18 protein-coding genes are annotated in these 21141 nt (G+C 50.6%); 16 read left to right on the top strand and 2 right to left on the bottom strand.

What is annotated here, in order from left to right; genetic code table 11:
- Positions 1–171: 171 nt before the first annotated feature.
- Positions 172–1641, top strand: coding sequence for an amino acid permease (locus tag BSPA111_RS04270; protein WP_183269939.1), 1470 nt, complete (start codon positions 172–174; stop codon positions 1639–1641).
- Positions 1642–1706: 65 nt separating this feature from the next.
- Here BSPA111_RS04270 and BSPA111_RS04265 read toward each other — a convergent pair whose 3' ends face one another.
- On the bottom strand, positions 1707–2516 hold the full coding sequence (locus BSPA111_RS04265; protein WP_183269938.1) for an IclR family transcriptional regulator: 810 nt from the start codon (positions 2514–2516) through the stop codon (positions 1707–1709).
- Positions 2517–2744: 228 nt separating this feature from the next.
- Between BSPA111_RS04265 and yiaK the strand changes: the two genes are divergently transcribed.
- From yiaK to cirA, 9 genes are all read left to right on the top strand, one after another.
- Entirely contained in the window at positions 2745–3743 is a 999-nt protein-coding gene (yiaK, locus tag BSPA111_RS04260) for a 3-dehydro-L-gulonate 2-dehydrogenase (protein ID WP_183269937.1), read from the top strand.
- 12 nt (positions 3744–3755) lie between these two features.
- The gene (locus tag BSPA111_RS04255) at positions 3756–4223 is read left to right on the top strand and encodes a YhcH/YjgK/YiaL family protein (RefSeq protein ID WP_183269936.1); all 468 of its coding nucleotides are present in this window, start codon (positions 3756–3758) and stop codon (positions 4221–4223) included.
- Positions 4224–4335: 112 nt separating this feature from the next.
- Entirely contained in the window at positions 4336–5301 is a 966-nt protein-coding gene (locus BSPA111_RS04250; RefSeq protein WP_183269935.1) for a DUF4862 family protein, read from the top strand.
- Between the two features lie 92 nt (positions 5302–5393).
- Entirely contained in the window at positions 5394–6722 is a 1329-nt protein-coding gene (locus BSPA111_RS04245; RefSeq protein WP_183269934.1) for an MFS transporter, read from the top strand.
- Between the two features lie 110 nt (positions 6723–6832).
- Positions 6833–8350, top strand: coding sequence for an FGGY-family carbohydrate kinase (locus BSPA111_RS04240; RefSeq protein WP_183269933.1), 1518 nt, complete (start codon positions 6833–6835; stop codon positions 8348–8350).
- Complete coding sequence (ulaD, locus tag BSPA111_RS04235) at positions 8347–9000, top strand: 3-keto-L-gulonate-6-phosphate decarboxylase UlaD (protein WP_183269932.1); 654 nt, start codon at positions 8347–8349, stop codon at positions 8998–9000. The genes BSPA111_RS04240 and ulaD overlap by 4 nt, the downstream gene beginning before the upstream one ends.
- A 2-nt stretch (positions 9001–9002) precedes the next feature.
- Positions 9003–9863: an L-ribulose-5-phosphate 3-epimerase gene (locus tag BSPA111_RS04230; RefSeq protein WP_183269931.1), complete on the top strand. Its 861-nt coding sequence runs from the start codon at positions 9003–9005 to the stop codon at positions 9861–9863.
- Positions 9857–10552, top strand: coding sequence for an L-ribulose-5-phosphate 4-epimerase (gene araD / locus BSPA111_RS04225; protein WP_183269930.1), 696 nt, complete (start codon positions 9857–9859; stop codon positions 10550–10552). Before BSPA111_RS04230 ends, araD begins: the two co-directional genes overlap by 7 nt.
- Positions 10553–10838: 286 nt before the next feature.
- A complete protein-coding gene (gene cirA, locus BSPA111_RS04220; protein ID WP_183269929.1) occupies positions 10839–12809 on the top strand; it encodes a catecholate siderophore receptor CirA in 1971 nt (656 codons plus the stop codon).
- 97 nt (positions 12810–12906) lie between these two features.
- Here cirA and fghA read toward each other — a convergent pair whose 3' ends face one another.
- A complete protein-coding gene (gene fghA, locus BSPA111_RS04215) occupies positions 12907–13737 on the bottom strand; it encodes an S-formylglutathione hydrolase (protein WP_183269928.1) in 831 nt (276 codons plus the stop codon).
- Positions 13738–13969: 232 nt separating this feature from the next.
- Here fghA and BSPA111_RS04210 point away from each other — a divergent pair, with 232 nt between their 5' ends.
- The 6 genes from BSPA111_RS04210 (at position 13970) to mglA (ending at position 21124) form a co-directional block, all read left to right on the top strand.
- Complete coding sequence (locus BSPA111_RS04210) at positions 13970–15091, top strand: YbfB/YjiJ family MFS transporter (protein ID WP_183269927.1); 1122 nt, start codon at positions 13970–13972, stop codon at positions 15089–15091.
- Between the two features lie 128 nt (positions 15092–15219).
- Complete coding sequence (gene folE, locus BSPA111_RS04205) at positions 15220–15885, top strand: GTP cyclohydrolase I FolE (RefSeq protein WP_064545000.1); 666 nt, start codon at positions 15220–15222, stop codon at positions 15883–15885.
- Between the two features lie 19 nt (positions 15886–15904).
- A complete protein-coding gene (gene yeiB, locus BSPA111_RS04200) occupies positions 15905–17062 on the top strand; it encodes a DUF418 domain-containing protein YeiB (protein ID WP_183269926.1) in 1158 nt (385 codons plus the stop codon).
- Between the two features lie 155 nt (positions 17063–17217).
- Positions 17218–18240, top strand: a complete 1023-nt coding sequence (gene galS, locus BSPA111_RS04195) for an HTH-type transcriptional regulator GalS (protein WP_183269925.1) — start codon at positions 17218–17220, stop codon at positions 18238–18240.
- Between the two features lie 289 nt (positions 18241–18529).
- Positions 18530–19528 (top strand): galactose/glucose ABC transporter substrate-binding protein MglB, encoded by a 999-nt coding sequence (mglB, locus tag BSPA111_RS04190; RefSeq protein WP_183269924.1) that lies wholly within the window; start codon positions 18530–18532, stop codon positions 19526–19528.
- A gap of 75 nt (positions 19529–19603) precedes the next feature.
- Complete coding sequence (gene mglA / locus BSPA111_RS04185) at positions 19604–21124, top strand: galactose/methyl galactoside ABC transporter ATP-binding protein MglA (protein ID WP_183269923.1); 1521 nt, start codon at positions 19604–19606, stop codon at positions 21122–21124.
- The last annotated feature ends 17 nt before the right edge of the window (positions 21125–21141 follow it).

The raw sequence follows: 21141 nt of genomic DNA, 5'->3' as shown, positions 1-21141 counted from the left end.
CCGCACATCACGGCAGATTTACCCACTCCCGCCAGCTCCCCCTATCATAAGTGCCTTACTTATAATTCTTCCCCGATCATGAAGCTCTCTTATATTTTCGTATTTCTACTATATGTATAAGACTGTTTTGCTACAATCTCGCCTCATTTTTTGGAAGGACCGCAATTTTCTATGGTTTCTCAAGATAAAACAACACAAGCGCCTGGCTTACGACGTGAGCTAAAAGCGCGCCACCTAACGATGATCGCCATTGGCGGATCCATCGGAACCGGGCTATTTGTTGCCTCTGGTGCAACCATTTCTCAGGCGGGCCCTGGCGGTGCGCTACTCTCCTATATGCTGATTGGTCTGATGGTGTACTTCCTGATGACAAGCCTGGGTGAGCTTGCGGCATACATGCCGGTTTCTGGTTCTTTTGCCACCTACGGGCAACAATACGTTGAAGAAGGCTTTGGCTTCGCGCTGGGCTGGAACTACTGGTACAACTGGGCGGTCACTATCGCAGTTGACCTGGTCGCCGCACAGTTGGTGATGAACTACTGGTTCCCTGATACCCCAGGCTGGATCTGGAGTGCGTTGTTCCTCGGCATCATGTTCCTGCTGAACTACATCTCCGTTAAAGGCTTTGGTGAAGCAGAATACTGGTTCTCACTGATTAAAGTGACGACGGTTATCATCTTTATCATTGTCGGCGTGATGATGATTATGGGTATCTTCAAAGGTGCGCAACCTGCGGGCTGGAGCAACTGGACGATTGGTGATGCACCCTTCGCTGGTGGATTCTCCGCCATGATAGGCGTGGCGATGATAGTCGGCTTCTCCTTCCAGGGGACTGAGCTTATCGGTGTCGCTGCGGGTGAATCGGAAGATCCAGGTAAGAACATTCCACGTGCTGTGCGTCAGGTGTTCTGGCGTATCCTGCTGTTCTATGTGTTCGCGATTCTGATTATCAGCCTGATCATTCCGTATACCGATCCGAGCTTGCTGCGTAATGATGTGAAAGACATCGGCGTAAGCCCGTTCACCCTGGTATTTGAGCACGCAGGTTTACTGTCTGCAGCGGCTGTCATGAACGCCGTAATCCTGACTGCGGTACTGTCTGCGGGTAACTCCGGGATGTACGCATCAACGCGTATGCTTTACACCCTGGCCTGTGATGGCAAAGCGCCACGCATTTTCTCTAAGCTGTCTGTGGGCGGCGTGCCGCGTTATGCGCTGATCGCGACAACAGTCGTTGCGGGTTTGTGCTTCCTTACATCGATGTATGGCAACCAGACCGTTTACCTGTGGCTGCTGAACACCTCCGGTATGACGGGCTTCATCGCGTGGTTAGGTATTGCGATTAGCCACTACCGCTTCCGTCGTGGCTATGTGAAACAAGGGCTTGATCTCAACGATTTGCCGTACGTTTCAGGCTTCTTCCCTGTGGGCCCAATCTTTGCCTTCATTCTGTGCCTGATTATCACACTGGGTCAGAACTACGAAGCCTTCCTGGCCGATAGAATTGACTGGGCTGGCGTAACCGCAACCTACATCGGTATTCCATTGTTCCTGGCGATTTGGTTCGGCTACAAGATAACTAAAGGTTCTCGTTTCGTGAAATACAGCGAAATGACGTTCCCAAAAACGTTTAAAAAGTAAGATTGAAAAGGGCGCGATTATCGCGCCCTTTTTTTATTGTTATGCCTCGTCCTGATGACCGCACATTAACCGTTCAATCCCAATTCCCGCGAAATAGCGGCAGCGGTTTCCTGTAACGGCTTCAACAACTTCTTCTCTCCCACCTGGCGCAACTTGGCCGTTGAAAGCGAAATCGAAATCGAATAACTCACGCGATGGTGAATATCAAACACCGGCACCGCAATACATGAAACGCCCAACTCGTTCTCTTCCCGATCCATCGCCATTTTCTGCTCGCGGATCTGCTCTAACTCCTGATACATCTGCTCAACGTTGGTGATGGTATTGCGGGTTAAAGGCTGGATCTCCTGCTGATGGCTCTCCCAGTATTGCTCGACATACTCTGGGTGGCCAAAGGCCATATAAATTTTCCCCATTGCCGAGCAGTACAGCGGCATATGCTGGCCGATATAGGCTCTGGTACGCAGCATTCCCGTGGTGGGCTCGAGCTTATAGATCAGAATGGCATGATCGTCTTCGCGACTGGAAAAGTTTACCGTCTCGCCGGTGACGATATTCAGCGTTTCCAGATGCGGAGCTGCGACGTGAATGATATTTAACGACGAAAGTGCTTTTTGCCCAACCGAGATAAACTTGGTCGTCAGGCGATAGCTCCCCGCTGCGGGCGCTGGTGTCACGTATCCGCAGGACTGTAACCCCTGTAACAGGCGGTGCACGGTACTTTTATTCAATTCTGCCAACTCAGATAAATGCGCCAGCGGGCAACCGTTGGGGTAATTACTGAGGATCTCAATGAGCTGCAGCCCTCGGAATAAACTCTGGCTGCCAGCCGGTCTGTCCTTTTCTTTGGTCACATCACTTTCTTTATCGCTCATCTCTCATTTCCCTAAATGTCACCGCGCTCTGATGGTAGCGCAAAGTGTGGCTTAGTTCACGATCTCAACAGACAAATATTAACACATTGATTTAAATGATTTTTAAAAAATGCTCATGCTTTGACTTGTTAAAAATTGAACTGTATATTTTTGAAATCAGATTTCGCATAGTGAAATTTAAGGTTCTAAATTCACTCACGTCACCCGTGAGTAAACCAGGAGTCAGGCATGAAAGTGACCTTTGAGCAGTTGAAGAAAGAGTTCGAAAGAGTATTGCTTGCACGTGGCGTAGCCGCAGAAACGGCGAGTGACTGCGCACAGATGTTTGCCCAAACAACCGAATCTGGCGTGTATTCACATGGCGTAAACCGTTTCCCTCGATTCATCCAGCAACTGGAAGCGGGCGACATTATTCCGGATGCCCAACCAACGTGCGTCACTCGCCTGGGCGCAATTGAGCAGTGGGATGCTCATCGTTCAATCGGCAACCTGACCGCGAAAAAGATGATGGATCGCGCGATTTCGCTGGCTTCGGATCATGGCATTGGCCTTGTGGCGCTGCGTAATGCGAACCACTGGATGCGTGGCGGAAGCTACGGTTGGCAGGCGGCAGAGCAGGGCTACATCGGTATTTGCTGGACTAACTCGATTGCGGTGATGCCACCGTGGGGTGCCAAAGAGTGTCGCATCGGGACGAACCCGTTGATTGTGGCCATTCCAGGCAAACCTATCACTATGGTTGATATGTCGATGTCGATGTTCTCCTACGGAATGCTTGAAGTGAACCGTCTGGCGGGGCGTCAGCTTCCGGTCGATGGCGGCTTTGATGATGAAGGCAATCTCACGCGTGAGCCGGGTATTGTTGAGAAAAACCGACGTATCTTGCCAATGGGATACTGGAAAGGATCAGGGTTGTCGATTGTGTTGGATATGATTGCGACGCTGCTTTCTAACGGCGCATCCGTGGCTGAAGTCACGGAAGATAATAGCGATGAGTACGGCATCTCGCAGGTCTTTATTGCCATTGAAGTTGATAAGCTCATCGACGGTCCAACACGAGACGCCAAATTGCAGCGCATTGTTGATTATGTCGTTAGCGCTGAACGTGCAAATCCCGACGAAGCGGTGCGCCTGCCAGGCCATGAGTTTACCCGGTTGCTGGCTGAAAACCGCAAAAATGGTATCACCATTGACGACAGCGTATGGGCAAGAATTCAGGCGCTATAGCGGAGAAATACCATGATTTTTGGACATATCGCGGATCAAAATCCATGTGTTTTCCCGGCGGCTATTACGCAGGCACTGGACTTTTTGCGCACGACTGATTTTAGGACCGTTCAGCCGGGAGTGATTGAAATAAAAGGTCGTGATATTTACGCACAGGTGTTGGATTTAACAACCCGTCCGGCTCACGAAAATTCTCCAGAAGTGCATCGCCGTTATATTGATATTCAGTTTCTGGCATGGGGTGAAGAGATAATTGGTGTAGCGGCAGACAATGTCCAGAATGTTATTTCAATACCCTATCAAGAACAGCGCGATATTACTTTTTACCAGCAAATGGAAAATGAGTCTTTTTTAACCATGGTGCCGGGAAGTTATGCCGTATTTTTCCCGAAGGATGTCCACCGCCCAGCCTGTAATAAAAATAAAGAAACGCCAATAAGAAAAGTTGTTGTTAAGGTGGCGTTAACGGAACTGAATTAAATATACACATCGCTCTTCTATATGCAGGGGTATTGGCTGCTCTCATTCATCTGATTGCCACCTGGCTGCATATAGAAGTTGCTCTGTATATCAAAAGGATAAAGGACACACAATGAAAGAGAACAACGCCGGTTTTATTATTGGCGCGTATCCTTGCGCACCTTCGTTTCATCAACAAGGAGAAGAACAAGAAACGCTATTCTGGCGCAGATTAGCGGATGTCCCAGGGATTCGCGGTCTTGAGCAACCTTGCCTTGAGAATTTACACCCTTATGGCGATGAATATCTGTTTAAACATACGCCGGATGACTGGCAAATCGTCGTTACCGCCATTATGGAAACGATGCGGCGACGCGGTGCAAATGGCGGATTTGGCCTGGCATCGAGCGATGAAGCACAGCGTAAAAGTTGTGTGGATTACTATCGCCATATATGGGAAAAAATTAACCGTACTAACGATCGCTTCGGTAAACAAAAGGTGATCGCACTGGAATTGCAGGCCGCGCCGCTGGCGGGGGAAACCGATGTTTCGTCTATGGCTGAGTGTTTCGCTCGATCGCTTGCTGAACTACAAAGTTGGGACTGGTCGTGCGAATTGGTTGTTGAACATTGCGATGCCATGACACAACCAGCAGCACGCAAGGGTTTTCTCCCGCTGGAAGAAGAGCTCAAAGCAATCACTGACCGAAATGTGGGAATGTGCATCAACTGGGCCCGCTCCGCCATTGAAGGCCGCAACACAACACTTCCACTGGCACACGCAAAACAGTGCCAGCAAGCCGGGAAGCTTTCCGCACTGATGTTTTCAGGCACTGCACCTCGTGGTGAGTACGGTGAATGGCAGGATTCGCATGCCCCTTTCGCCCCATTTAATGGCAGCGAAGCGGGTTGCATTGAAAGTCTATTAACAGTGGAACGTGCCAGAGAAATGCTGAAAGATATTTCGCCTGCATCGTTGAGTTTTATCGGCATTAAACTACTGGAAATAAATCCAATTGCTTCTGTGGAACACCGTGTAGCTATTTTAAAAGATGGTGTCGCGGCATTGCGTTCTGCATTAAATAGCACGTTAACATAATAATAAAAGTCATTATTCGCAGATGTAAAAAACATTCTTTTCCTATATGGAAAGGCGTGCCAGGTTCTGTTTATTTTAATCGAGAATAAATTATGAATACTCACTCTGTTACCCAAAAAAATGACATCCCGCGCCAGCGTTGGCTAAGGATTATTCCGCCAATCTTAATCACTTGTATTATTTCTTACATGGACAGGGTGAATATTGCCTTTGCTATGCCGGGAGGAATGGACAGTGATTTAGGTATTTCTGCCACTATGGCGGGGCTTGCTGGCGGTATCTTTTTCATCGGTTATTTATTTTTGCAGGTGCCCGGCGGGAAAATTGCCGTTCACGGTAGCGGCAAAAAATTTATTGGCTGGTCGCTGGTGGCCTGGGTCATTATTTCGATTCTTACAGGATTAATTACAAACCAGTACCAGTTGTTGTTTTTACGCTTCGCGTTAGGTGTTGCTGAAGGGGGGATGTTGCCTGTGGTGCTGACAATGATCAGCAACTGGTTCCCGGACGCTGAACGTGGGCGTGCTAATGCCATTGTTATCATGTTTGTGCCGATCGCCGGGATTATCACTGCACCGCTTTCCGGCTGGATTATCTCGGCAATGGACTGGCGCTGGCTGTTCATTATCGAAGGTTTGCTTTCAGCTGTCGTATTAGTGCTGTGGTCGTTGACGGTCTGTGACCGCCCACAAGAGGCACGCTGGATAGATGAAAGAGAGAAAAAATGGCTGATTGCCACGCTCAGTGCTGAGCAAAAACAACTCGCCACGACCGCCGTCAAAAATGCTTCGTTACGTACCGTGCTTTCAGACAGAACCATGTGGCAACTCATCGCACTCAATTTCTTCTATCAGACCGGGATTTACGGCTACACCCTGTGGTTGCCGACCATTCTCAAAGAGTTAACCCATAGCACCATGGGGCAGGTGGGGATGTTAGCCATTCTGCCGTATGTCGGAGCGATGGGCGGCATGTTCCTGTTCTCCTCACTTTCTGACCGTACCGGTAAACGCAAACTGTTTGTCGCGCTGCCGCTGATGGGCTTCGCACTGTGCATGTTCATGTCTGTTGTGCTCAAAGAACACATTTGGCTCTCCTATGCGGCGCTGGTCGGCTGCGGTGTGTTCTTACAGTCTGCTGCTGGGGTGTTCTGGACGATCCCGGCTCGTCTGTTTAGCGCAGAAATGGCCGGTGGTGCGCGAGGCGTAATCAACGCGCTGGGTAATCTCGGTGGGTTCTGTGGGCCTTATGCCGTTGGTGTATTGATTACCTTCTACAGCAAAGATGCGGGTGTTTACTGCCTGGCGATTTCACTGGCGATAGCTTCGCTGCTGGCGCTGTTGTTGCCTGCGAAATGTGATGCTCCGAACAGCATTAACCTGGCTGAACCTGATGCACCGCTAACCCGCACCGCACACTGAGTTTTTATCTGATGACGCTTCGCTTATCTGACCGGGAATGGGGTCGTTCTTGTCAGGGAATAAGCGTTAGCGTCATCCACCAGCAGGTTTGTACTGAAAAGAGAAAAACAATGAAACAACTATTCTGGCTGGGCATCGACTGCGGAGGAACCTATCTCAAAGCAGGGTTGTACGACCAGCAGGGCCGGGAATATGCCATCCATCGTCAGGCTTTAGCGACTCTCTGCGAGCAACCCGGCTGGGCAGAACGCGATATGCACGCGCTGTGGCAATGTTGTGCCGACACGATTGCCACATTGCTCAAGCGCTGTGGGATCGGTGGCGAACAGATCAAAGGTATTGGCATTTCGGCTCAGGGTAAGGGGCTGTTTTTGCTTGATAAAAATGATCGTCCGTTAGGGTATGCGATGCTTTCCTCCGATCGTCGGGCGCTGAATATCGTCAGCGACTGGCAGCGGGATCGTATTCCTGAACAGCTTTACCCACACACACGTCAGACGCTGTGGACAGGGCATCCCGTTTCGTTGCTGCGCTGGATAAAACAGCATCAACCGGAGCGTTATCAACAAATTGGCACCGTGATGATGGCCCATGACTATCTGCGCTGGTGCCTGACGGGCGTGAAGGGATGTGAAGAGAGCAATATTTCCGAGTCCAATTTCTACAACATGAACACGGGAGAATATGACCCGCAGCTCCTGTCATGGTTGGATATTGATGAAGTTTTTCCGGCGCTACCGCCAGTGGTGGGGTCGAGTCAACTTTGCGGGGAAATCACATCGGATGTTGCCGCCTTAACCGGTCTGGCGGCGGGGACTCCCGTTGTTGGCGGCTTGTTCGATGTGGTTTCTACCGCACTTTGTGCCGGTCTGCATGATGAAACCGCACTTAACGCAGTAATGGGAACCTGGGCGGTCACCAGCGGTATTGCCAATGGCATAAGCCAGCAAGAATCCCATCCTCATGTTTATGGGCGTTTTGTCTCCCCCGGCCAGTTTATTGTTCACGAAGCCAGCCCAACATCGTCAGCCAACCTCGAATGGCTGACCGCGCAGTGTGGAAGTCTGAGTTTTGACGAAATCAACAGTGCGGTTGCAGCTCTCCCCAAAGCGGGTAGCGCCGTGATGTTTCTTCCCTTTTTGTATGGCAGCAACGCAGGGCTCGAGATGACCAGCGGTTTTTATGGTTTGCAGTCCGCGCACCATCGCGGGCATTTGCTTCAGGCGGTGTATGAAGGCGTGGTGTTCAGCCATATGACGCACCTCAACCGGATGCGTGAACGTTTTCAGACTGCCAAAACGCTGCGCGTGACCGGCGGCCCGGCACATTCTGACGTCTGGATGCAAATGCTGGCGGATGTCAGCGGCCTGCCCGTAGAGCTGCCGCAGGTTGAAGAAACCGGTTGTCTGGGGGCGGCACTGGCCGCGTTGGTCGGTACGGGGGAGTTCGCCAGTTTTGCGCAGGCGCAGCAGCAACTCACTCACGCTACGCGCGTTATCCAACCCGATCCTGCAGCCTGGCTGGCTTACCAGGAAAAATACCAAAAATACCAATTACTTGTTGAATCGTTGCAGAGCTACCACGCTCGCTGCGCATCGCTTAAACCCCTCAAGGAATCCACATTATGAGCCGTCCTTTGTTACAGCTTGCTCTTGACTACACCGAGCTCCCACCCGCATTGAGCGACGCCCTGTTGTTGCGCGATAGCGTCGATATTATCGAAGCGGGAACGCTCTTGTGTTTGACCGAAGGCCTGGAAGCGGTGCGCCAGCTACGAAAACTCTGCCCACATAAAATTATCGTCGCCGACTGGAAAGTGGCTGATGCGGGAGAAACGCTGGCCAAACAAGCGTTTGATGCGGGTGCCAACTGGATGACGGTCATCTGTGCCGCGCCGCTGGCTACGGTTGAAAAAGCACATCAGGTAGCAATGGATCGGGGAGGGGAGATCCAGATTGAGTTGTTTGGCAACTGGACTTTTGACGACGCCCGCGCCTGGCATAAAGCCGGGATCCGCCAGGCAATTTACCACCGAGGGCGTGATGCACAAGCCAGTGGGCAAACCTGGGGTGAAGCCGATTTAGCGCGCATGAAAACTCTGTCGGATATTGGGCTTGAACTCTCGATTACCGGCGGCATCACACCGCAGGATCTACCGCTGTTCCGCGATATCAAAGTGAAAGCGTTTATCGCTGGACGCGCACTGTCAGGTGCTGCAAATCCGCAGCATGTGGCACAAGATTTCCAGACGCAAATTCGTGACATCTGGGGGGCATAACGATGAGAGTCCATCCATTAGGTATCTACGAAAAAGCTCTGCCGAAACACCTCTCCTGGCCGGAACGTCTGGCGCTGGCAAAAAGCTGTGGTTTTGATTTTGTCGAAATGTCGCTCGACGAAACTGACGAACGCCTTGCACGTCTGGAGTGGAGCACCACCCAACGCGCTTCGTTAGTGGAAGCGATGCTGGAAAGTGGCGTCACTATTCCGTCGATGTGCCTTTCAGCACACCGTCGCTTCCCGTTTGGCAGCCACGATGAAACTGTGCGCGAGCGAGCCCGCGAGGTGATGAGCAAAGCAATTAAGCTGGCCCGTGATTTAGGGATCCGCACCATTCAGCTCGCAGGTTACGACGTCTATTACGAAGAGCGTGACGAGGGTACACAGCAACGTTTTGCTGAAGGGCTGGCGTGGGCGGTAGAACAGGCGGCAGGTGCGCAAGTGATGCTGGCGGTCGAAATTATGGATACCGAATTTATGAATTCGATAACCAAATGGAAAAAGTGGGACAACCTGCTTTCGTCGCCTTGGTTCAGCGTTTATCCCGATGTCGGCAATCTCAGCGCCTGGGGCAATGACGTGTCGGCAGAGCTTACTCTTGGCATTGACCGTATCGCGGCCATTCATCTCAAAGATACTCAGTTAGTCACAGCAACCAGCGCAGGGCAATTTCGCGATGTGCCCTTTGGCGAGGGTTGCGTCGATTTCGTTGGCGTGTTCCGCACATTAAAGCAGCTCAATTATCGTGGGGCATTTCTGGTGGAAATGTGGACGGAGAAAGCGAAAGAGCCCGTGCTGGAGATCATTCAGGCGCGGCGCTGGATTGAAGAGCGCATGCAGGAAGGGGGATTCGTATGTTAGAGCAATTAAAGCAGCAGGTGTTGGAGGCTAATCTTGCCCTGCCTGCCCATCATTTGGTGACGTTTACCTGGGGGAATGTCAGCGCTATCGACCGCGAACAGGGTTTGGTGGTGATTAAGCCATCGGGCGTGGAATACGACGGAATGCGCGCCGAGGATATGGTCGTGGTGGATTTGCAAAGCGGTGCGGTGGTGGAAGGCTGCAAAAAACCGTCATCGGATACCGCAACGCATCTCGCGCTATACCGCCGTTTCCCGGGCATCGGCGGCATTGTTCACACCCATTCACGTCATGCCACTATTTGGGCTCAGGCCGGGCGTGATTTACCGGCCTGGGGCACCACACATGCGGACTATTTCTATGGCACGATCCCCTGTACGCGCTTGATGACGCAGGAAGAAATTGCCGGAGAATATGAGCATCAGACAGGCGAAGTGATTATTCAGACGTTTATTGAGCGGGATATCGACCCGTTGCAAGTTCCAGCGGTGCTGGTCAATGCCCACGGCCCGTTTGCCTGGGGGAAAGACGCTGCAGATGCGGTGCATAACGCGGTGGTTCTGGAAGAGTGCGCCTACATGGGGCTGTTTTCCACGCAATTAACCCCACAATTGGGTGATATGCAGCCGCAATTGCTCGATAAACACTATTTACGCAAACACGGTAAAAGCGCCTATTACGGTCAGTAACAATCACAAGCCCTCATCCAAACCAGGTGAAAAATGGATGAGGGCTGATTCTTGCAACATCAAACCTCAGCAAAATTCCCCGGTTACAACTCCACGCGATACATTACAAAATTTAACAATTTGATTGATAACCATTCTCGTTTAATTTATGGTGTCGCCACGCTTTTCCTCGGCTGGATGTCGATGAGTTAAGCCTGCCGTCTGTGGCCAAAGTAGCCTGAGACGCATCAAGGAATGTGAGCGTAGTCCATTGTTAAAGTTTGCTATTCACCTCATGGAGAAAGGAATGTTAAGGTTGAATCCCATCGTCCGGGGAGGACTTTGCGCGTCAATAATCACAGTTGCGTTTCCGGTCATTGCCGAAGAACGTGAAGACACTATGGTGGTTACTGCGTCTGCTACCGAGCAAAACCTCAAAGATGCCCCAGCCAGTATTAGCGTGATTACTCAAGAAGATCTGAAGAAAAAGCCTATCCAGAACCTGAAAGATGTCTTGCAGGAAGTCCCGGGTGTGCAACTGACCAATGAAGGGGATAACCGTCAGGGCGTCAGTATTCGTGGTCTGGACAGTAGCTACACGCTGATTTTGGTTGATGGCAAGCGTGTGAACTCGCGTAACGCCGTATTCCGTCACAATGATTTTGACCTTAACTGGATCCCGGTTGATGCGATTGAACGTATCGAAGTGGTGCGTGGGCCGATGTCATCGTTATACGGTTCAGATGCATTAGGCGGCGTGGTAAACATCATTACGCGCAAAGTCGGTAAGGCCTGGCACGGCACCGTGACGGCGGATACCACTATTCAGGAAGACCGCGATCGCGGTGATTCTTATAACAGCAACTTCTTTGCCAGCGGCCCAATCATTGATGATCTCCTTGGGGTCAAAGTTTACGGCAACCTTGGTAAGCGCGAGAAAGATAAGCAAGAGCCGTCCAGCACCAGTGCTACGGGCGAGACGCCGCGTATTGAAGGTTTCACTACGCGCAGCGGCAGTGCTGAATTTGCCCTGACGCCGACTGAAAACCAGGACATGAGCTTTGGTTATGGATTTGACCGCCAGGACAGGGATTCAGATTCCCTGAACAAAAACCGCATGGAGCGCCAGGATTACTCGATTTCCCATAATGGGCGTTGGGGTTACGGCAATACCGAACTGCGTTTCTATGGCGACAAGATTGATAACCTTAATCCAGGAAACAGTTCACCGATCACCTCGCGCAACAACAGCCTCGACGGCAAACTGGTTCTGCCTTTAGGCGACATTAACCAGTTGCTGACCTTTGGCGGTGAATGGCGTCACGATAAGTTAACTGACCCAGTTAACCTCACCGGCAGCAATAGCACCGAAACATCGGCCAGCCAGTACGCCCTGTTCCTGGAAGATGAATGGCGGATTTTCGAACCGCTCGCGTTGACCACCGGCGTGCGTATGGATGACCACGAGACTTATGGCGATCACTGGAGCCCACGTGCCTATCTGGTGTACAGCGCGACCGATACCATCACCATGAAAGGCGGTTGGGCAACGGCATTTAAAGCGCCATCGTTGCTGCAACTTAGCCCGGACTGGACCAGCAACTCTTGCCGTGGCTCTTGTAAGATTGTCGGTAGCCCCGATCTAAAACCGGAAACCAGTGAAAGCTTCGAGCTGGGTTTGTATTACGCAGGTGATGAAGGCTTGCTGGATGGGGTGTCAGGCAGTATCACGACCTTCCAGAATAATCTCGACGATATGATCGATATTAACCGGACATCAAGTCGTACTCAGGCACCGTCTTATCCTAACTTCGTTGGTTTTGATAGCGCAGGACGCCCGATCTTCAAATACTACAACGTCAACAAAGCACGCGTACGCGGTGTCGAAACCGAGGTGAAAGTTCCGTTCAACGATCAATGGAAATTGACGCTGAACTACACCTATAACGATGGTCGTGATTTGAGTGGCGGTGGCAATAAGCCTCTGGCTTCGCTGCCATTCCATACTGCAAACGGTACAGTGGATTGGGCTCCACTGGATGACTGGTCATTCTATGTTTCCGCGAACTATACCGGCGAGCAGCGTGCAACAACCGACGGTGCAGCAACGCCTGGCGGTTATGTGGTGTGGAATACCGGTGCTGCGTGGAAGGCGACGAAAAGTGTCAAATTACGTGCTGGTGTGCTGAATCTGGGCGACAAAGATTTGAGTCGTGATGATTACAGTTATAACGAAGATGGCCGTCGTTACTTTATGGCGGTGGATTACTCGTTCTAGTTTTTCCCCTCACCCCGACCCTCTCCCAAGGGGAGAGGGAGAACACCGGGCTATCCCCTCTCCCCTTGGGAGAGGGCTAGGGTGAGGGCAAAATCAGCTAAGCCAAATGCTCCGCATGGAATCGCAAATGATCTTCAACAAATGAAGATATGAAGTAATAACTGTGATCGTAACCAGGCTGCACGCGCAACGTTAACGGCCAGTTTTTCTGGCGCGCAACTTCAGCAAATTGCGCAGGTTGCAGTTGATCCGCGAGGAATTGATCGGCATCGCCTTGATCAATCAGCACGGGAATCGCCTGTGCGCTATCGGCCTGCATCAGTAAACAGCAGCTATCCCACTCGCGCCATTTCTCTTCGTTCTCACCTAAATAAGCGGCAAAAGCCTTTTGCCCCCACGGCACGCGGGTTGGATTCACAATAGGTGCAAAGGCAGACACGGAACAATAACGTCCTGGGTTTTTTAACGCGATGCTCAATGCGCCATGCCCCCCCATCGAATGGCCGAAAATAGAGGCTTTCTTGCTGATGCTAAAATTATCGGCAATCAACGCAGGCAGTTCATCGTTAACATAGTCGTACATGCGGAAATGGTCAGCCCAGGGCTGCTCGGTCGCATTCAGGTAAAAACCTGCACCCTGGCCGAGATCGTAACTTTCATTATTTGGCACGTTCTTACCGCGTGGACTGGTATCCGGCATGACCAGCACAATACCCAGTTCTGAAGCAACACGCTGTGCGCCCGCTTTGGTGGTGAAGTTTTCATCGTTACAGGTTAAACCGGAGAGCCAGTACAGAACCGGTGGAGGAGTGGTGCGTGGCGTTGGCAGAAAAATACTGAACGTCATCGGGCATTTCAGCACTGTGGAATCATGGCGCCAGCGCTGCTGCCAGCCTTCGAAACAGCGGTGTTCTTCTAGAAGTTCCATCCAGAGGTTCCTTATTTATACCCTTCATACTTCAAGCTGCATGCGCGTTGGCTGCGTTCAGTCACCCCAGTCACTTACTTTAGTAAGCTCCCGGGGATTCGTTCACTTGCCGCCTTCCCGCAACTCGAATTATTTTGGGTAAATACTCAATATCAATGAACAAGTTTCACTTCTCCTCAGTCTAGCCATGCGGCATCATGCTGGCAACGAAATCGTAACAATTGGGGGTTGCGTGGCGGCACGTATCGCATTGACGGGATTTCTGGTGTTGGTCGTCGCAATGGGCATTGGCCGTTTTGCGTTTACGCCACAAGTCCCGCTGATGATTGCGGAGGGGCAACTGACCCTAACCAGTGCGGGTTTGGTCGCGGCAATTAACTACCTCGGTTATCTGGTGGGGGCGTGGGATGCCATGCGTGCGCATCGGCGTGTCGAGTTACGTTTAATGCTCGGTGTTTGGGGCGCGGTGATATTGACGCTACTGTCTGCCACCGTGGATGCGGCATTGTGGCACGCACTGATTCGTTTTCTGATTGGCGCAGCAAGCGGCTGGGCGATGGTATTAATTGCCGCCTGGAGCAACGAGCAACTGGCTCATTTAGGCAAACCCGGATTAAGCGCTGCGGTCTTTGCAGGCCCGGGTGCCGGAATATTTATCAGTGGTTTGTTGGCGGTTGCGATTCACAGTTACGGTTTATCCGCAAGCCTTGCCTGGCTGGTCTACGGTTTTCTGGCGCTGTTTTTCATTGTGTTGATTGCCCGCAACTTGCCGCGAAAAGGGGAGTTGCATCGACCAGAAACGGCACCTGAGCCGTTAGTCTTAACGGTGCCGCTCAAACGCCTGGTCTGGAGCTACAGCCTGGCCGGATTTGGGTATATTCTGCCCGCAACGTTTTTATCGCAGATGGCCAGCGTCCGTTTTCCCGGTAGCGCATTTGCACAATTCGTCTGGCCAATATTTGGTGGGGCGGCGGTGTGTGGCATTTTACTTGGAATTGCCGCACGTCGCTGGCTGCAAAGCAATCAGCGGCTGGCGTTGGTGCTCTGGTTACAGGCGCTCGGCGTGTTTGCCTCAGAAATGATCCCGGGTATGACAGGGCTGGTTCTGGGGTCGTTGCTGGTTGGGGGCGGGTTCTTATGTGCAGTGCAACTGTCGTTACAATATGGCCGTGAACTGGCTCCGCAGCATACTCGTTACATGGCGGGATTATTGACCACCGGATACGCGATGGGGCAATTAGTCGGGCCGATGTTATCGGCGATATCCACGTCGCTAACCGGTCAACTCGAGCCCGCATTATACATCGCCGGATTTGCATTATTGATCGGCGGCGGTTTGGTTTGGCGTAAATAATTAAGCTTTCGACGATTTCAATAATTATCGTTCGCACTACTGGATTATGCGACCGCGCTCACGCACAATGAGCGTACACTTTGCCCCACGTAGGGCCGAGGTCAGCCACACCTGCAGGAGAAAATAGTATGCCATCATTAAGTCCAGAAGCCGCATTGGTTCACGAAGCATTAGTTGCACGCGGCCTGGAAACCCCGCTGCGTCCGCAATTGCGTGAACTGGATAACGAAACCCGCAAACGTCAGATTGCCGAGCATATGACGGAAATCATGCAGTTGCTGAATCTTGATTTAAGCGACGACAGCTTGATGGAAACACCGCATCGCATTGCCAAAATGTATGTCGATGAGATTTTCTCTGGCCTCGATTATGCCAATTTCCCGAAAATCACCGTCATCGAAAATAAGATGAAGGTCGATGAAATGGTCACTGTGCGTAACATTACGCTCACCAGTACCTGCGAACACCATTTCGTGACTATCGACGGTAAGGCGACGGTTTCTTACCTTCCGAAAGACACCGTGATTGGTCTGTCGAAAATTAACCGCATTGTGCAATTCTTTGCACAGCGTCCGCAGGTTCAGGAGCGCTTAACTCAGCAAATCCTGATTGCTCTGCAAACATTGCTTGGCACCAACAATGTGGCGGTATCTATTGATGCGGTCCATTATTGTGTGAAAGCCCGTGGCGTGCAGGATGCAACCAGTGCGACAACCACCACATCGTTAGGCGGATTGTTCAAATCCAGCCAGAATACACGTCAGGAATTTCTGCGCGCTGTGCGTCATAACTAACATTAATTAGGCAGGGTGTATGGAGAGAAACGTTACGCTGGATTTTGTCCGTGGCGTCGCTATTCTCGGCATTCTGCTGCTTAATATCGTGGCCTTCGGTTTACCGAAGGCGGCGTATCTTAATCCCGCATGGTCCGGTACGATTACCGACAGCGACGCCTGGACATGGGCCATTCTGGATCTCTTCGCTCAGGTTAAATTCCTCACCTTATTCGCTCTATTATTTGGCGCCGGCCTACAGATGTTGTTATATCGTGGCAAACGCTGGATCCAGTCACGTCTGACGCTATTAGTCCTGCTCGGTTTCATACACGCTATCTTCTTGTGGGAAGGCGATATATTGCTGGCCTACGGGCTGGTAGGACTGGTGTGTTGGCGCTTGATTCGTGACGCACCGGGCATTCGTTCGCTGTTTAACACTGGCGTTTTGTTGTATCTCACCGGCATTGGTGTGCTGCTGTTGCTGGGCTTTATCTCCGGGGACGCGCCAAACCGTTCGTGGGTTCCTGATGCGGCTAACTTGCAGTATGAGCAATGGTGGAAACTCAATGGTGGCAGCGAAGCCATCAGTAATCGCATTGACTTGCTCTCCTCGAATTTGGTGGCGCTAGGCGCACAATATGGCTGGCAACTGGCCGGGATGATGCTGCTGGGTGCGTCATTAATGCGTAGCGGCTGGTTGCGCGGGACGTTCAGTTTGCATCATTACCGCCGCACTGGTTTGTGGCTCATCATCGTCGGTATGTTAATCAACATTCCGGCTATTTACGCCCAGTGGCACCTCGGCTGGACGTATCGCTGGTGCGCTTTCTTGTTGCAGGCACCGCGTGAATTGAGTGCGCCGTTTCAAACAATCGGTTATGCCGCGCTGGCATTTGGTTATTGGCCGCAGCTTTCGCGCTTGCGCGTCGTCAACGCGGTGGCACATGTTGGGCGCATGGCACTGTCGAATTACCTGCTGCAAACACTGATATGCACCACTTTCTTCTTCCATATGAATGGGTACATGAAGTTTGACCGCCTCTCCCTGTTGGCGTTTGTACCGTTCGTCTGGGCGATGAATATTCTGTTCTCTCTTCTGTGGTTGCGTTACTTCCGTCAGGGGCCGGTTGAGTGGCTGTGGCGACAGCTAACCGCCCGCGCTGCCGGGGTCTCCCTGAAGCATCCAGCAAGATAATGATATACATCACAAACGTTAACGAATTGTATGTAACCGTTTTCATTGATGTGATCATCCTCACGTAGTCATTCCTGAGTCGCTGCCAGAATACTCACCTAGCCAAATACAGGGTGTATTCATGAGACTAACTCCTCTTTCGACTGGTGAAAAAAATGATCACCATTCGTGACGTTGCCCGCATCGCCGGTGTCTCAGTGGCGACCGTTTCCCGTGTACTTAATAACAGCGCGCTCGTCAGTGCAGACACCCGTGAAAATGTCATGCAGGCGGTGTCGCAACTGGGATATCGGCCAAACGCCAACGCCCAGGCGTTAGCAACGCAGGTCAGCGACACCATCGGCGTCGTGGTTATGGATGTGTCTGACCCGTTCTTTGGCGCACTGGTTAAAGCGGTGGATGTTGTGGCGCAGCAACACAACAAATATGTGCTCATCGGCAACAGTTATCACCAGGAAGAAAAAGAGCGTCATGCCATTGAGGTGTTGATTCGTCAACGCTGTAACGCATTGATTGTTCATGCTAAAGCACTTAGCGATCAAGAGTTAGGTGAGTTCCTCGATCACATTCCAGGCATGGTATTGGTTAACCGCATTGTTCCGGGCTACGAGCACAGATGCGTGGGGCTCGATAATGTCAGCGGTGCGTTGATGGCAACACGAATGCTGTTTAATCAAGGTCATCAACGCATTGGTTATCTGGCGTCCAGCCACGCGATTGAAGATAACGCACAGCGCCGGGAAGGGTGGATGCGCGGCATGACGGAGCAGGGGATTACGCCGCCAGAAAGCTGGGTGGGCGTGGGCTCGCCGGATATGCAGGGTGGTGAAGCGGCAATGGTGGAATTACTGGGCCGTAACCTGCAACTCAGTGCGGTGTTTGCTTACAACGACAGCATGGCTGCTGGCGCATTGACCGCCTTGAAAGACAACGGAATTATCGTGCCGCATCATGTTTCAGTGATTGGTTTTGATGACATTCCTATCGCGCGTTACACCGATCCGCAACTCACCACGGTGCGTTACCCCATTGTTTCAATGGCTCGACTGGCGACCGAACTGGCGTTACAGGGCGCAGCAGGAACGCTCGATAATGGTGCAACACACTGTTTTATGCCGACTTTAGTCCGTCGCCATTCAGTGGCTCCACGGCAAATTGCGGCACCGATCACTCTCTGAACAAAGTCTTTGATGTAACCGGTTTCAATTTGTGAGTAAATTCACAGTTAATTAACATTACGATGACTATGATGTCAGCGTTTTATCAGCTGAAACTATATGTAACGGTGATTAATCGGTTTATCTATAGGTGTTCAGCAAAAACTATCAATAAAAGCAGTTATGGATCGTTACCGAACACGGAAGAGTTTTTTTAATATAGAAAATTTTCGGCATTCAGTAACGTTTTTATAACAGCGCTGCCTGCCTGAATACCCCTTGAACTACCCTGCAAAAAACCGGAGATACCATGAATAAGAAGGTTTTGACCCTGTCCGCCGTTATGTCTTGCATGTTGTTTGGTGCAGCCGCTCATGCAGCTGATACCCGTATTGGTGTGACCATTTACAAATACGACGATAACTTCATGTCAGTAGTTCGCAAAGCGATTGAGAAAGACGCAAAAGCTTCACCGAACGTAGAACTGCTGATGAACGACTCCCAGAACGACCAGTCCAAGCAGAACGATCAGATTGACGTGCTGTTGGCAAAAGGCGTTAAAGCGCTGGCAATCAACCTGGTTGACCCAGCTGCAGCGGGTACGGTTATCGAAAAAGCACGCGGCCAGAACATTCCAATCGTGTTCTACAACAAAGAACCTTCTCGTAAAGCGCTGGATAGCTACGACAAAGCTTACTACGTAGGTACTGATTCTAAAGAATCAGGCATCATTCAGGGTGACCTGATTGCTAAACATTGGGCGGCTAACCCAGCATGGGATCTGAACAAAGATGGTCAGATTCAATTCGTTCTGCTGAAAGGCGAACCAGGCCACCCGGATGCTGAAGCACGTACGACCTATGTTATTAAAGAGCTGAATACCAAAGGCCTGAAAACCCAACAGCTGCAGTTAGACACCGCAATGTGGGACACCGCTCAGGCAAAAGATAAGATGGACGCATGGCTGTCTGGCCCGAACGCGAACAAAATCGAAGTGGTCATCGCCAACAACGATGCGATGGCAATGGGTGCAGTTGAAGCGCTGAAAGCGCACAACAAATCTTCTATCCCAGTATTTGGCGTAGATGCCCTGCCAGAAGCTCTGGCGCTGGTTAAATCTGGCGCAATGGCCGGTACCGTTCTGAACGATGCTAACAACCAGGCTAAAGCAACCTTCGATCTGGCTAAAAACCTGGCCGATGGTAAGCCTGCCGCTGAAGGCACTAAGTGGAAGATCGATAACAAAATCGTTCGCATCCCTTATGTCGGTGTTGATCAGAGCAACCTGGCTGAATTTACTGGTAAATAAGTAATGTAGTTGGTTTACACCGGGCGCGTTATGCGCCCGGATTTGGGCCTGATACTCAGTGACATAGGTATAACTATGGTCGACAATACTATAAATTCGTCGTCGGAATATTTGTTGGAAATGACCAACATTAATAAATCATTCCCCGGCGTTAAGGCACTGGATAATGTTAATTTAAAAGTCCGTCCTCACTCCATTCACGCATTAATGGGAGAGAACGGTGCAGGTAAATCAACATTATTAAAATGTCTATTTGGGATCTACAGCAAAGATTCCGGCAGCATCCTTTTTCAGGGAAATGAAGTTAACTTCTCCAGCACCAAAGAAGCGCTGGAAAACGGTATTTCTATGGTGCACCAGGAATTAAACCTGGTTTTACAACGTACCGTAATGGATAACATGTGGTTGGGTCGTTACCCTACCAAAGGTGTCTTTGTCGACCAGGACAAAATGTACCGCGATACCAAACATATTTTCGATGAACTGGATATTGATATTGATCCGCGCGCCCGCGTTGGCACGCTGTCAGTTTCGCAAATGCAGATGATCGAGATTGCTAAAGCGTTTTCTTACAATGCCAAAATTGTCATCATGGATGAACCAACATCCTCGCTGACAGAAAAGGAAGTTAACCACCTTTTCAAAATCATTCGTAAATTAAAAGAACGTGGCTGCGGTATCGTTTATATCTCTCACAAAATGGAAGAAATCTTCCAACTGTGTGATGAAATTACTATTTTACGTGACGGACAGTGGATTGCCACCCAGCCATTAGAAGGGCTGGATATGGATAAGATCATCTCCATGATGGTTGGCCGCTCGTTGAACCAGCGCTTCCCGACAAAAGAAAACGTGCCGGGTGAAGTGATTATGGAAGTTCGTAATCTCACCTCTTTGCGTCAGCCATCGATTCGCGATGTTTCCTTTGATTTGCATAAAGGGGAAATTCTCGGAATTGCCGGTCTGGTCGGTGCAAAACGTACTGATATTGTTGAAACACTTTTTGGTATCCGCGAAAAGTCAGACGGTACTATTACGCTGCACGGCAAAAAAATTAATAACCATACCGCGAATGAAGCTATTAACCACGGTTTTGCGTTAGTTACTGAAGAACGTCGTTCCACCGGTATTTACGCGTACCTCGATATTGGCTTTAACTCGCTGATTTCTAATATTCGCAATTATAAAAACAAAGTTGGCTTGCTGGATAATTCGCGCATGAAAAGCGATACCCAATGGGTAATCGACTCAATGCGTGTCAAAACACCCGGTCACCGCACTGCAATTGGTTCACTGTCAGGTGGTAACCAACAGAAAGTGATTATCGGCCGTTGGTTATTAACCCAGCCAGAAATTTTAATGTTAGATGAGCCAACTCGTGGGATTGATGTTGGGGCTAAATTTGAAATTTATCAGCTCATTGCTGAACTGGCCAAAAAAGGGAAAGGAATCATTATTATTTCGTCCGAAATGCCAGAGTTGTTAGGGATTACAGATCGTATCCTGGTAATGAGTAATGGTCTCGTTGCCGGAATTGTAGACACTAAAACAACCACGCAGAACGAAATATTACGTCTTGCGTCTGTGCACCTTTGATAATTTAGGGGCTATTA

It is taken from the genome of Buttiauxella sp. A111, from assembly GCF_014189855.1.
GTDB classification, from domain to species: Bacteria; Pseudomonadota; Gammaproteobacteria; order Enterobacterales; family Enterobacteriaceae; genus Buttiauxella; species Buttiauxella selenatireducens.
This window is presented reverse-complemented; position numbering and strand designations above follow the sequence as displayed.